10 protein-coding genes are annotated in these 13,630 nt (G+C 68.5%); 2 read left to right on the top strand and 8 right to left on the bottom strand.

Annotated features, from left to right (window positions below; all coding sequences use genetic code 11):
- Positions 1-122: 122 nt before the first annotated feature.
- A complete protein-coding gene (locus tag ACYAF3_RS03480; RefSeq protein WP_003159593.1) occupies positions 123-938 on the bottom strand; it encodes a sulfite exporter TauE/SafE family protein in 816 nt (271 codons plus the stop codon).
- 106 nt (positions 939-1,044) lie between these two features.
- Between ACYAF3_RS03480 and ACYAF3_RS03475 the strand changes: the two genes are divergently transcribed.
- Entirely contained in the window at positions 1,045-1,833 is a 789-nt protein-coding gene (locus tag ACYAF3_RS03475; RefSeq protein WP_003103062.1) for an AraC family transcriptional regulator, read from the top strand.
- Here the strand turns inward: ACYAF3_RS03475 and prpD are convergent.
- The 6 genes from prpD to ACYAF3_RS03445 form a co-directional block, all read right to left on the bottom strand.
- A complete protein-coding gene (gene prpD / locus ACYAF3_RS03470) occupies positions 1,811-3,295 on the bottom strand; it encodes a 2-methylcitrate dehydratase (RefSeq protein WP_003103059.1) in 1,485 nt (494 codons plus the stop codon). The two genes, ACYAF3_RS03475 and prpD, sit on opposite strands and share 23 nt — an antisense overlap.
- A 134-nt stretch (positions 3,296-3,429) precedes the next feature.
- The gene (gene prpF, locus ACYAF3_RS03465) at positions 3,430-4,617 is read right to left on the bottom strand and encodes a 2-methylaconitate cis-trans isomerase PrpF (protein WP_003103056.1); all 1,188 of its coding nucleotides are present in this window, start codon (positions 4,615-4,617) and stop codon (positions 3,430-3,432) included.
- 118 nt (positions 4,618-4,735) lie between these two features.
- Complete coding sequence (acnD, locus tag ACYAF3_RS03460; protein ID WP_003085627.1) at positions 4,736-7,342, bottom strand: Fe/S-dependent 2-methylisocitrate dehydratase AcnD; 2,607 nt, start codon at positions 7,340-7,342, stop codon at positions 4,736-4,738.
- A 130-nt stretch (positions 7,343-7,472) separates the two neighbouring features.
- The gene (gene prpC / locus ACYAF3_RS03455; RefSeq protein ID WP_003103050.1) at positions 7,473-8,600 is read right to left on the bottom strand and encodes a bifunctional 2-methylcitrate synthase/citrate synthase; all 1,128 of its coding nucleotides are present in this window, start codon (positions 8,598-8,600) and stop codon (positions 7,473-7,475) included.
- A 92-nt stretch (positions 8,601-8,692) separates the two neighbouring features.
- On the bottom strand, positions 8,693-9,589 hold the full coding sequence (prpB, locus tag ACYAF3_RS03450) for a methylisocitrate lyase (RefSeq protein WP_003103044.1): 897 nt from the start codon (positions 9,587-9,589) through the stop codon (positions 8,693-8,695).
- A 10-nt stretch (positions 9,590-9,599) separates the two neighbouring features.
- A complete protein-coding gene (locus ACYAF3_RS03445) occupies positions 9,600-10,322 on the bottom strand; it encodes a GntR family transcriptional regulator (RefSeq protein ID WP_003085635.1) in 723 nt (240 codons plus the stop codon).
- 117 nt (positions 10,323-10,439) lie between these two features.
- On the opposite strand from ACYAF3_RS03445, the gene ACYAF3_RS03440 reads away from it, so the two are divergent.
- A complete protein-coding gene (locus ACYAF3_RS03440; RefSeq protein ID WP_003118644.1) occupies positions 10,440-11,090 on the top strand; it encodes a class I SAM-dependent methyltransferase in 651 nt (216 codons plus the stop codon).
- A gap of 13 nt (positions 11,091-11,103) precedes the next feature.
- Here the strand turns inward: ACYAF3_RS03440 and ACYAF3_RS03435 are convergent, their stop codons facing one another.
- On the bottom strand, positions 11,104-13,425 hold the full coding sequence (locus ACYAF3_RS03435; RefSeq protein WP_474727429.1) for a DEAD/DEAH box helicase: 2,322 nt from the start codon (positions 13,423-13,425) through the stop codon (positions 11,104-11,106).
- Positions 13,426-13,630: the final 205 nt, after the last annotated feature.

Genomic DNA, 13,630 nt, shown 5'->3' with positions numbered 1-13,630 from the left:
GTGTAGCGCCGGAAAAGAAAAGGGGCCTCGGACGAGGCCCTTTTTTCGTTGCGCCGATATCCGGTCCGGTGCATCCGGCGGATAATGCCGTTGGCGTTATTCGCCCTACCCAGGCTGGGGCATCAGCCCGCCAGCATGCTCAGCATCACCGCCGCCAGCAGGCCGACGTACACCCGTGCATGCAGCGCATCGGGAATCCGCCCGATCAGCGGGGTCGCCAGGCGGATGCCGAGCCAGCCGCCGCCGGCCAGGGTGGCGAAGGCCAGCAGGTCGATGTAGCCGACGAAGCCTCGGCCCAGGCCTTGCTCCTGGTAGCCGGCCAGGACCAGGTAGGTAAGGGTGCCGCCAAGAGCCACCGGCAGGCTCAGCGGGTTGGCCATGGAGGTCGCCTGGGTCATGCTCAGCCCGCAGCGGCGCAGCAGTGGTACGGTCATCACGCTGCCTCCGACGCCGAGGAAGGTGGCGATCGCACCGATCAGCGTTCCGCCCAGGCGCGTCTCGCCGACGCCCAGCGGCCGCGCCTGGCGCTCCTCGGCGCGGCTGAGGAAGCCGCGACGCAACAGGCAGTCGAGGATGGTGATGGCGAGGTAGGCGACGAAGGCCAGGCGAATGAAGTCGCCGCTGGCCAGGCCGACCAGCGCCGCGCCAAGCACCGCGCCGATACCGATGTACGCGCCCAGCGGCCAGACATAGGCGCGCAGCAGGCTGCCGGCGCGCCGGTGGCGATAGGTGGCGAGGGCGGCGTTGACGATCATCACGCAGGTCGAGGTGGCCACCGCGACCTGCATGGCCGCCTGGGCCAGCGGGTCGTCGGCGGCGCGACCGAGTTGCAGCAGGTGATAGAGCAGCGGCACCACCACGAAGCCGCCGCCAAAGCCGAACAACACGGCGCTGACCCCGGTGAGGCAGCCGCAGAGAAAGAGCAGGAGATAGAACATGGCGGGTTTCCGGAGCGAGAGCGGAAGGCCAGCTTAGGCGTCCCGGGACTGGCCCGCTTCGCGAGGTTGGCCAATACTATTCGTGTTTCGGCCAGGTGCTTCGACCATGCGCAACGCTTCCATCGAGCAGTACGACGCCACGCCCCGGGCCGTGGTGGCCATGGGTACCGACTATCCCGACGGCTACCTGCTGCCGCGCCATCGGCATCGTCGCGCGCAATTGCTGTACGGTGCCAGCGGGGTGATGCAGGTGCGTACCGGCGACGCCGGTTGGGTGGTGCCGCCACAGCGCGCAGTGTGGATTCCGCCGGGCGTCGAGCACGAGGTGCGAATGCTCGGGGTGAGCACCCGCAGCCTGTACATCGAGCCCGGCAGCGCCATGGCGATGCCGGCGCACTGCCAGGTGCTGGCGGTGTCGCCGCTGCTGCGGCAACTGTTGCTGGCGGCGGTGGACATGCCCCTGGAATACGACACCGAAGGTCGCGACGGCGCGTTGGCGACGCTGTTGCTCCATGAGCTGGCGGCGGCCGAGACGCTGCCGCTGCACGTGCCCTTGCCGCCCGAGCCGCGCTGGCTGGCGCTTTGCGAGGCGTTCCTCGTCGAGCCCGACATCCGCGCCAGCGCCGAACGCTGGGCCGGGTTGCTGCATACCAGCCTGCGCAGTTTCAACCGCACCTTCCGTCGCTACACCGGCCTCAGCTTCGGTGCCTGGAAGCAACGCGCCTGCGTGGTGCAGGCACTGGCGCGGCTGGCCGGCGGCGAAACGGTCACCGCCATCGCCCTGGACTGCGGCTACCAGAGCCCGGCAGCCTTCTCGACCATGTTCCGCCGGGTCCTCGGCCAGCCGCCCAGCGCCTTCCAGGCGGGCGCGCTCAGATCGCCAGGAGGTCCATGAAGCGGTTCACCGGCGTGGCTTCCAGCGATGCCTGGTGGCTGCACAGGTCGAAGATCCTCTGGCAGCGCTGCGGCGGGAAGCGCGTGGCCAGGTTGGCCTTGAACTTCTCCTGCAGCAGCGGAATGCCTTCGGCGCGCCGGCGGCGATGGCCGAGCGGGTACTCCACGGCGACCTGGCCGGTGCTGCTGCCGTCGTCGAAGAACACTTCCACGGCGTTGGCGATGGAGCGCTTGTCCGCCTCCAGGTATTCACGGCTGTAGCGCGGCTCCTCGACGATCTCCATTTTCTCGCGCAAGCGGTCGATCAGCGGGTGGGCGGCGTGGAAGGCGTCCTCGTAGTGCTCGGCCACCAGGTCGCCGAAGATCAGCGGCACGGCGGTCATGTACTGCAGGCAATGGTCGCGGTCTGCGGGGTTGGCCAGCGGGCCGACCTTGGAAATGATGCGGATCGCCGACTCGTGGGTGGTGATGACGATGCGGCTGATCCGTTGCAGGCGGTCCTTCACCAGCGGATGCAGGCGCACGGCGGCCTCGGCGGCGGTCTGCGCGTGGAATTCGGCGGGGAAGCTGATCTTGAACAGCACGTTTTCCATCACGTAGCTGCCGTAGCCCTGGGGGAAGCTGAAGCGCCGCTTGTCCTCGGGCTTGGTCGCCAGGTCCTTGCTGGTGTGGCTGAACAGGACATCGTAGAAACCCCACTGCGGCGCGCTGAGCACGCCGGGAATGCCCATCTCGCCGCGCAAGGCGATGTCCGCCAGGCGCACGCCGCGGCTCGTCGCGTCGCCAGCGGCCCAGGACTTGCGCGAGCCGGCGTTCGGTGCGTGACGGTAGGTGCGCAGGGCCTGGCCGTCGACGAAGGCGTGGGAGAGGGCGGCCAGCAGTTGCTCGCGGTCGGCCCCCATCAGCTTGGCGCAGACGGCGGTGGACGCGACCTTGACCAGCAGCACATGGTCGAGGCCGACGCGATTGAACGAGTTCTCCAGGGCGATCACGCCCTGGATCTCGTGGGCCATGATCATCGCTTCCAGTACCTGGCGCATGCTCAGCGGCGCTTCGCCGTTGGCCAGGCGTTTCTGCGAGAGGTGGTCGGCGACGGCGAGGATGCCGCCGAGGTTGTCCGAGGGATGGCCCCACTCGGCGGCCAGCCAGGTGTCGTTGTAGTCCAGCCAGCGGACGATGCAGCCGATGTCCCAGGCGGCCTTGACCGGGTCGAGCCGGAAGGAGGTGCCCGGCACCCGCGCGCCGTGCGGGACCAGGGTGCCCTCGACCAGCGGGCCGAGGTGCTTGGTGCATTCCGGGAAGCGCAGCGCCAGCAGGCCGCAGCCGAGGGTATCCATCAGGCAGTTGCGGGCGGTGTCCAGGGCCTCCGTGGAATCGATGCGGTAGTCCAGCACGTAGTCGGCGATGTCCTGCAGGACGGCGTCGTAGTCGGGACGTTGGTTGAGATCGACGTTGGCACTCATCGCGTACTCCAGTGGTTCGTAAGTGGTGGGTTTCCTCTCGGGTCAGGCTGGTTCGGGGATGGTTTTTCTTGTCGTGGCTGCAAGACGCCCCGGCCTTTCGCGGTGGCGGAAGGCCGGGGCAAGGATAGGTCGGTTCAGAAGGCGTCGCCGGGTACGCGCACCCAGCCTTCCATGAGGATTCGCGCGCTGCGGCTCATGATCGCCTTGGTCACCGTCCATTCGCCGTTCGCCTGGCTGGCCTCGGCGCCCACTCGCAGGGTGCCGGAGGGATGGCCGAAGCGTACCGCGCTGCGTTCGCCGCCGCCGGCGGCGAGGTTCACCAGGGTGCCGGGAATGGCTGCGGCGGTGCCGATGGCCACCGCCGCGGTACCCATCATCGCGTGGTGCAGCTTGCCCATGGACAGCGCGCGGACCAGCAGGTCGATATCGCCGGCCGCCACCAGCTTGCCGCTGGCGGTGCGGTAGTCGCGGGGCGGGGCGACGAAGGCGATCTTCGGCGTGTGCTGGCGGGTCGCGGCTTCCTCGGGGGTCTTGATCAGGCCCATGCGCAGGGCGCCGGCGACGCGGATCCGTTCGAAGCGCGCCAGTTGCTGCGGGTCTCCGTTGATCTCTTCGCGCAGCTCGGTGCCGCGGTAGCCGATCTCCTCGGCATTGACGAACACCGTGGGAATCCCGGCGTTGATCATGGTCGCCTTGAAGGTACCGACCCCCGGCACCTCCAGATCGTCCACCAGGTTGCCGGTGGGGAACATGGCGCCGCCGTCCTCGCCGTCGTCGGACGGGTCGAGGAACTCCAGCACGATCTCGGCCGCCGGGAAGGTCACTCCGTCCAGCTCGAAGTCGCCGGTTTCCTGGACTTGGCCGCCGCTCACCGGCACGTGGGCGATGATGGTCTTGCCGATATTGGCCTGCCAGATGCGCACCTCGCAGATGCCGTCTTCCGGTATCCGCGCCGGATCCACCAGCCCGGCGTGCAGGGCGAAGGCGCCGGCCCCGGTGGAGAGGTTGCCGCAGTTGCCGCTCCAGTCGACGAAGGGCTTGTCGATGGAGACCTGGCCGTAGAGGTAGTCGACGTCATGGCCCGGCTGGCTGCTCTTCGAGAGGATCACGCACTTGCTGGTGCTGGAGGTGGCGCCGCCCATCCCGTCGATGTGCGCGGCATAGGGGTCGGGGCTGCCGATCACCCGCATGAACAGCCGATCGCGCGCCTCGCCGGGGACCCGGCAGGATTCCGGCAGGTCTTCCAGGCGGAAGAACACGCCCTTGCTGGTGCCGCCGCGCAGGTAGGTGGCGGGGATGCGGATCTGGGGTGGGTGGGCCATGCGTCGTCGTCCTCGGCAATCGAATTCAGGGGCAGCGGCTGCGTTCGACAGCCGCTGCCGGTCGTCGGCGGATGACGCTACGCGTCGTCCGTCCTACCAGGGTGTTTCGCCGGCGCCATCAGGCGCCGGCCGCCTCCAGGAAGTCCTGGGCGAAGCGTTGCAGTACGCCGCCGGCTTCGTAGATGGAGACTTCCTCGTCGCTGTCCAGGCGGCAGGTCACCGGCACTTCGAGCCGCTCCCCGTCGCGCCGGTGGATGACCAGGGTCAGGTCGGCGCGCGGCCGGCGAGCGCCGAGCACGTCGAAGGTCTCGCTGCCGTCGATCCCCAGGGTCAGGCGGGTGGTACCCGGCTTGAACTCCAGCGGCAGCACGCCCATGCCGATCAGGTTGGTGCGGTGGATGCGCTCGAAGCCCTCGGCGACGATCGCCTCCACCCCGGCCAGGCGCACGCCCTTGGCCGCCCAGTCGCGCGAAGAACCCTGCCCGTAGTCGGCGCCGGCGACGATGATCAGCGGCTGCTTGCGCTCCATGTAGGTCTCGATGGCTTCCCACATGCGCATCACCTTGCCTTCCGGCTCGACCCGCGCCAGCGAACCCTGCTTCACGCTGCCGTCGGCGTTGCGCACCATCTCGTTGAACAGCTTCGGGTTGGCGAAGGTCGCGCGTTGTGCGGTGAGGTGGTCGCCGCGGTGGGTGGCGTAGGAGTTGAAGTCCTCCTCGGGCAGGCCCATTTTCGCCAGGTACTCGCCCGCCGCGCTGTCGGCGAGGATCGCGTTGGACGGCGACAGGTGGTCGGTGGTGATGTTGTCCGGCAGCACCGCCAGCGGGCGCATGCCGCGCAGGGTGCGTTCGCCGGCGAGGGCGCCTTCCCAGTACGGCGGGCGGCGGATGTAAGTGCTCGTCGGGCGCCAGGCGTAGAGCGGGTCGACCTTCTCGCGCTCGCCGTGGGTGATGTCGAACATCGGGATGTAGACCTGGCGGAACTGCTCGGGCTTCACCGCCGCCCTGACCACCGCGTCGATCTCCTCGTCGCTCGGCCAGAGGTCCTTCAGGCGGATCTCCTTGCCGTCCACCACGCCGAGCACGTCGCGCTCGATGTCGAAGCGGATGGTCCCGGCGATGGCGTAGGCCACCACCAGCGGCGGCGAGGCGAGGAAGGCCTGCTTGGCGTAGGGGTGGATGCGCCCGTCGAAGTTGCGGTTGCCGGAGAGCACCGCGGTGGCGTACAGGTCGCGCTCGACGATCTCCTGCTGGATCGCCGGGTCGAGGGCGCCGGACATGCCGTTGCAAGACGTGCAGGCGTAGGCCACCACGCCGAAGCCGAGGGCTTCCAGGTGCGGCAGCAGGCCGGCTTCGCGCAGGTATTCGGTGACCACCTTGGAGCCGGGTGCCAGCGAGGTCTTCACCCATGGCTTGCGGACCAGGCCGAGGCGGTCGGCGTTGCGCGCCAGCAGGCCGGCGGCGATCACGTTGCGCGGGTTGCTGGTGTTGGTGCAACTGGTGATCGCGGCGATGATCACCGCGCCGTCCGGCATCAGGCCCTCGGCTTCCTCGGCGCGGGCCCGCTCGAGGTTGCCGGCGATGCCTTTCGCCGCCAGTTCGCTGGTGGCGACCCTGGCGTGCGGATTGGACGGGCCGGCCATGTTGCGCACCACGCTGGACAGGTCGAACTTCAGTACCCGCTCGTACTCGGCGTCGACCAGGCTGTCGGCCCAGAGTCCGGCGGTGCGCGCATAGGCCTCCACCAGGGCGACCTGCTCGTCGTCGCGGCCGGTGAGGCGCAGGTAGTCGATGGTCTGCTGGTCGATGGCGAACATCGCCGCAGTGGCGCCGTATTCCGGAGCCATGTTGGAGATGGTCGCGCGGTCGCCGAGGGTCAGGCTGGAGGCGCCTTCGCCGTAGAACTCCAGGTAGGCGCCGACCACCTTCTGCTTGCGCAGGAACTCGGTCAGGGCCAGCACCACGTCGGTGGCGGTGATGCCCGGCTGGCGACGGCCGCTCAGCTCGACGCCGACGATGTCCGGCAGGCGCATCCAGGAGGCGCGGCCGAGCATCACGTTTTCCGCTTCCAGGCCGCCGACGCCGATGGCGATCACGCCCAGGGCGTCGACGTGCGGGGTATGGCTGTCGGTGCCCACGCAGGTATCGGGGAAGGCCACGCCGTCGCGCGCCTGGATCACCGGCGACATTTTCTCCAGGTTGATCTGGTGCATGATGCCGTTGCCCGGCGGGATCACGTCGACGTTGCGGAAGGCCTGCTTGGTCCAGTCGATGAAGTGGAAGCGGTCCTCGTTGCGGCGGTCCTCGATGGCGCGGTTCTTGGCGAAGGCCTCGGGGTCGTAGCCGCCGCATTCCACCGCCAGCGAGTGGTCGACGATCAGTTGCACCGGCACCACCGGGTTGACCTGGGCCGGGTCGCCGCCCTTGTCGGCGATGGCGTCGCGCAGGCCGGCGAGGTCGACCAGAGCGGTCTGCCCGAGGATGTCATGGCAGACCACCCGCGCCGGGTACCAGGGGAAGTCGAGGTCGCGCTTGCGCTCGACCAGTTGGCGCAGCGAAGCCTCCAGGGTCGCCGGGTCGCAGCGGCGCACCAGGTTCTCGGCGAGCACGCGGGAGGTATAGGGCAGCTTGGCGTAGGCGCCGGGCTGGATCGCCTCGACCGCCTCGCGGGCGTCGAAGTAGTCCAGGCGGGTGCCGGGGAGCGGTTTGCGGTGTGCGCTGTTCATGGCTCGGACTCAATCACGGGGTGTTCGGAAGCGTGTCGCTCGCGCCGTGGCGCAGCCCACGCCGGCCTTTCGAATTCTGGGTGCGGCAACCGTCCGGCGCGCTCGCGTTCGGCGCGCCGGACGGCGTGGATCAGCGTTGCTCCAGCGGCACGAACGCGCGCTGCTCGACGCCGGTGTACTCGGCGCTCGGGCGGATGATGCGGTTGTTGGCGCGCTGTTCGAAGACGTGGGCGGTCCAGCCGCTGGTCCGCGAGCAGACGAAGATCGGCGTGAACAGCTTGGTCGGGATGCCCATGAAGTGATACGCCGAGGCGTGGTAGAAGTCGGCGTTGGGGAACAGCTTCTTCTGCTCCCACATGGTCTTGTCGATGGCCTCGGAAACCGCGAACAGGACCTTGTCGCCGACCTCGTCGGCGAGCTGCTTCGACCAACCCTTGATCACTTCGTTGCGTGGGTCGGAATCCTTGTAGATGGCATGCCCGAAGCCCATGATCTTGTCCTTGCGCTCGAGCATCTTCAGCAGCTCGGCGGTGGCTTCCTGCGGCGAAGAGAAGCGTTCGATCAGTTCCATCGCCGCCTCGTTGGCGCCGCCGTGCAGCGGGCCGCGCAGCGAGCCGATGGCGCCGGTGACGCAGGAGTACAGGTCGGACAGGGTCGAGGCGCAAACCCGCGCGGTGAAGGTGGATGCGTTGAACTCATGCTCGGCGTAGAGGATCAGCGAGACGTTCATCACCTTCACGTGCAGCTCGCTGGGCTTCTTGCCGTGGAGCAGGGCGAGGAAGTGCCCGCCGATGGTCGGCTCGTCGCTGTTGCAGTCGATGCGCTGGCCTTCGTGGGTGAAGCGGTACCAGTAGGTCATGATCGCCGGGAAGGCGGCGAGCAGGCGGTCGGCGACGTCGCGCTGCTGGTCGAAGCTCAGCTCCGGTTCCAGGGTGCCGAGGACCGAGGCGCCAGTGCGCATCACGTCCATCGGGTGGGCGTCCTTGGGAATCCGTTCGAGAACTTCCTTCAGCGCCTGCGGCAGGTCGCGCTGGCCCTGGAGCTTCTTCAGGTAGGCGTCGAGCTGTTGCTTGTTCGGCAGTTCGCCGTAGAGCAGCAGGTAGGCGACTTCCTCGAAGATCGCCGCCGCCGCCAGGTCGCGGACGTCGTAGCCACGGTAGGTCAGGCCGGCGCCTTCCTGGCCGACGGTGGACAGGGCTGTCTGACCGGCCACCTGGCCACGCAGGCCGGCGCCACTCAGTACTTTTGCTTCAGCCATTGCTCTCTCCTTTCTTGAACTTTTTCTGGATGCTGCAACTCGGTTTCACGGGGTTCGCGGACCGGCGCTCAGGCGCACGCCGGGCTCGATGTTCAGGCGTTCTTCTTCTGCGCGAAGAGCGCGTCGAGCTTCTGCTCGAAGCTGTGGTAATCGATGCGATCGTACAGCTCCATGCGGGTCTGCATGGTATCGATCACATTCTTCTGGGTGCCGTCGCGACGGATCGCGGTGTAGACGTTCTCCGCCGCCTTGTTCATGGCGCGGAAGGCCGACAGCGGGTAGAGCACCAGGGACACGTCGGCGGAGGCCAGTTCGTCGGTGGTGAACAGCGGGGTGGCGCCGAACTCGGTGATGTTGGCCAGCACCGGCACCTTCACCGCGGCGGCGAATTCCTTGTACATGGCCAGTTCGGTCATGGCTTCCGGGAAGATCATGTCGGCACCGGCCTCGACACAGGCGCAGGCGCGGTCGATGGCGGCCTGCAGGCCTTCCACGGCCAGCGCGTCGGTGCGCGCCATGATCACGAAGGAGTCGTCGCTGCGGGCATCGACGGCGGCCTTGATGCGGTCGACCATCTCCTGCTGCGAGACGATCTCCTTGTTCGGCCTATGGCCGCAGCGCTTGGCGCCGACCTGGTCCTCGATATGCATCGCGGCGGCGCCGAACTTGATCATCGACTTCACCGTGCGGGCGACGTTGAACGCCGAGGAGCCGAAGCCGGTGTCGACGTCCACCAGCAGCGGCAGGTCGCAGACGTCGGTGATCCGGCGCACGTCGGTGAGCACGTCGTCGAGGCCGCTGATACCCAGGTCCGGCAGGCCCAGGGAACCGGCGGCGACGCCGCCGCCGGACAGGTAGATGGCCTTGAAGCCGGCGCGCTTGGCCAGCAGGGCGTGGTTGGCGTTGATGGTGCCGACCACCTGCAGCGGGTGTTCGGTGGCCACGGCTTCGCGGAAGCGCTGGCCGGGGGTAAGGGACGTCTGGCTCATCACGGACCTCTTAGACGGTGGAGGAAGCGGAGGCGAGCTTCGCCGGCTGGGGTTCCAGCTGGCGCTCGATATTGCGGCGCGACGCACTGATGTGGCGGCGCATCAGCAGCTCGGCCAGTTCGCCGTCACGGTCGGCGATGGCGTCGAGAATGCGGTGGTGTTCGGCGAAGGCCTGGCGCGGCCGGTTCGGCGTGGTCGAGTACTGGATGCGGTACATCCGCACCAGTTGGTAGAGCTCGCCGCAGAGCATGCGGGTGAGAGTGGCGTTGCCGCTGCCCTGGATGATCCGGTAGTGGAAGTCGTAGTCGCCTTCCTGCTGGTAATAGCCGCGCCCGGCCTGGAACGCCTCGTCGCGCTCGTGGGTGTCGAGCACCCGGCGCAACTCGTCGATCTCGGCCTGGCTCATGCGCTCGGCGGCCAGTCGGCAGGCCATGCCTTCCAGGGACTCGCGGATCTCGTAGAGCTCGATCAGCTCGGCGTGGCTCAGCGACACCACCCGCGCCCCGACATGCGGCACCCGCACCAGCAGGCGCAGGCCTTCCAGGCGGTGGATCGCCTCGCGCAGCGGGCCGCGGCTGATGCCGTAGGTGCGCGCCAGCTCCGGCTCGGAGATCTTGCTGCCCGGCGCGATCTCGCCGCTGACGATGGCGCTCTGGATCTTGCGGAAGACGTGTTCCGACAAGGTCTCTCCGTCGTCATGGGCAATCTCGAGAGGGGGTGGGTTCTGGGTCATGGTACTGGCTGTTCGGGTCGATGTGTCGACAATGTTTGCGAAAGCTACCGCCTGGATTGCGTGGGGTCAATCATTCGTCGCTTGATTGTCGACAATCGTCTAATGCATCGCTGGTCTATGCTTTCCCCTCCAGCCGCTGTGCCAGGAGAGAGTTTCGTGGGCATCTATGACCGTTACGTGTTGCCGCGCCTGATCGACTTCGCCTGCGGCATGGGCGACGTGATGAAGCAGCGTTCGCTGCTGGTGCCGCGCGCCCATGGGCGGGTGCTGGAGATCGGTCTGGGCACCGGGCTCAACCTGGGCTTCTACGACGCGGCGAAGGTGTCGGCGATCGTCGGCGTCGACCCGGCCGCGCAAATGCAGGCGCTGGCCCGCGAGCGCGCGGCGCAAATCGGCATCCCTGTGGAAATGGTCGCCCTCGAGCTTGGCGAGATCCGCGCCGAGGCGGAAAGCTTCGACACCATCGTCTGCACTTTCACCCTTTGCTCCATCGCCGCGCCGCTGCCGGCGCTGGGCGAGATGCGTCGGGTGCTGAAGCGTGGCGGCGAATTGCTGTTCTGCGAGCATGGGCGCGCGCCGGACGCCTCGGTGCTGGCCTGGCAACGGCGCCTGACGCCCTGGTGGAAACCGCTGGCCGGCGGTTGCCACCTGGACCGCGACATGCCGGCCTTGCTGCGCGAGGCCGGCTTTCGCATCGACGAGCTGGAACAGGGCTACCTGCCCGGGCCGCGGCCGATGACCTACGTCTACCGCGGCGTCGCGCGCTGAATCCGGGCGGCCCTCAGAGCGCCTTGGGCAAGGGCGCGAACAGCGCGTCGATATCGGCCTCGTCGAGCTTCCAGCCGTCGCCGTTGCCTTCGCTGAACAGGCCGTCGGCGAGGGCGGCCTTTTCCTGCTGCAGGTGCTGGATCTTCTCTTCCACCGTGCCGCGGGCGATCAGCCGGTAGACGAACACCGGCTTGTCCTGGCCGATGCGGTAGGCGCGGTCGCTGGCCTGGTTCTCCACCGCCGGGTTCCACCAGGGATCGTAGTGGATCACGGTGTCCGCCGCGGTCAGGTTGAGGCCGACCCCGCCTGCCTTCAAGCTGATCAGGAACACCGGCACCTTGCCGCTCTGGAAGCGCTGTACCGGGGCGCGGCGGTCGCGGGTCTCGCCGGTCAGCAGGACGTAGTCGACGCCGCGCTGGCGCAGGGCGTCCTCGATCAGCGCGAGCATCGAGGTGAACTGCGAGAACAGCAGGACCCGGCGACCCTCGGCGATCAGTTCGTCGAGCATGTCGAGCAGGTAGGCCAGCTTGCCCGAGCTGAGCGCCCGGCCGCTGCGCGCGCCGTCTTCCTGGCGTTGCAGCAGGCGCGTGTCGCAGCAGACCTGGCGCAGCTTGAGCAGCGCCTCGAGGATCACGATGCGGCTGCGCGCCAGGCCGCGCCGGGCGATCTCCTCGCGGACCTTGCGGTCCAGCGCCAGGCGCACGGTCTCGTAGAGTTCGCGTTGCGCCTCGCTGAGTTCGACGAACTGGGTGAACTCGCTCTTCGGCGGCAGTTCCGAGGCCACCTGTTCCTTGGTCCGTCGCAGCAGGAACGGCCGCAGGCGCGCGGCCAGGTGACTGAGGCGTGCCTCGTCGCCGTGCTTCTCGATCGGCGTGCGGTAGTCCTGGGCGAACTGGCGGGCGTCGCCGAGCCAGCCGGGCATCAGGAAATGGAACAGCGACCAGAGTTCACCGAGGTGGTTCTCCAGCGGCGTGCCGGTCAGGCACAGGCGATGCCGTGCCGCCAGCTCGCGGGCGGCGACGGCGGCCTTGGTGGTGGCGTTCTTGATGTTCTGCGCCTCGTCGAGGATCAGCAGGTGGAACCGCCGCTTGCCCAGCTCGGCGGCGTCGCGTGGCAGCAGGGCATAGGTGGTCAGCACCAGGTCGTGCTCGTCGATGCGGGCGAAGTCGCGGCGCCGGCCGGCGCCGTGCAGGGCCAGCACGCGCAGATCGGGGGCGAAGCGCTCGGCCTCGTCCAGCCAGTTGGGGATCAGGCTGGTGGGCATCACCACCAGCGCCGGCGTGTCGAGCCGCCCGGCCTGCTTTTCCAGGAGCATGTGGGCCAGCGACTGCAAGGTCTTGCCCAGCCCCATGTCGTCGGCCAGCACGCCGCCGCTGTCGAGTTCGCGCAGGGTCTGCATCCAGCTCAGGCCTTCGAGCTGGTAGGGCCGCAGTTCGGCGCGCAGGCCTTGTGGCGGGGTCGCCGGACGAGCCTGGAAACTGCGTAGGCGGCGGGCGAAGTCGCGCAGGTTGTCGCCGCCTTCCCAGGCCAGCGGCAACTCGTCGAGATCGGCCAGGCGCGCCGCGTCCGGTGCGCCCAGGCGCAGCTTGCGCTGCGGTTCGGGGTCGCCCAGGTAGAAGTCGGAAAGCGCCGCCAGCACCGGCTTCAGGCGGCCGAAGGGCAGCGCCACGCGCAGCGGCGGGTTGAGTTCCAGGCGCAGCACCAGTTGCTCTTCGTCGGCGTGCCGGGCGAGGGCGCGCGGATCGAGCAGGGCCGGACTGCGGCGGATCAGCTCGGTCAGCGCCGGCAGCAGGCTGACCCGCTGGCCGGCGACCTGGATGCCCAGTTCCAGCTCGAACCACTGGCGGTCGTCGGCTTCCTCGACCTCGGCGTACCAGGCGTCGATGGGCGTCAGGTCGTAGGCGAAGTCGGCGCGGATGTCGATGAACCAGCCCTGCTGGCGCAGGCGCGGCAGGTCGTCCTGCATGAAGTGCAGCCAGGCGTTGTCGCCGGGCAGTTCGAACATCTCGCCGGCGCTCTCCTCGAGCGCGTCGCTGCGCCGGGTCGCCGGCTTGAAGCCGAGGCGGCGCAGGGTCTCGCGGTATTCCTGCTCGTGCGCCGGACGCCGTTCGATACGCCGCTGGGCCTCCCGTGGCTCGCTGCCGGGACGCCCGGAAACCGCCTCGCCGGCATAGATGAAGGCCAGCGCCGCACGGTGCCGGGAAATGCTCTGCATGCGTCCGCTGCGCAGGTCGTAGCCGCTGTGCACGTGGCTGCCGAGGGTCAGCCGCGCATACGGCCGGGCCGGGTCGATGGCCAGGCTGAGCTGGGTGTCTGGGGCGGAGGGTGAAGTCATCCGGTATGTCCTTCGGCGAAACCAGCCGAAACCGCAAACAGCCGATATTACCAAGCTCGGCGCGCTTGCGCAGAGCGGAGATGGACGTATGGCGCGGCGGACGAATGCGACGGGATACGACCCGCACTCGTCGGACCCCGGCAATCCCTGGCGCGACGCGACCTGGCGGTCGTCTGGAGCAAGTACAAATGCGAACGTAATTGAG

It is taken from the genome of Pseudomonas sp. TZ252 (assembly GCF_056110345.1).
Note: the sequence above shows the minus strand (reverse complement) of the source record. Positions and strands in the feature narration are given on the sequence as shown.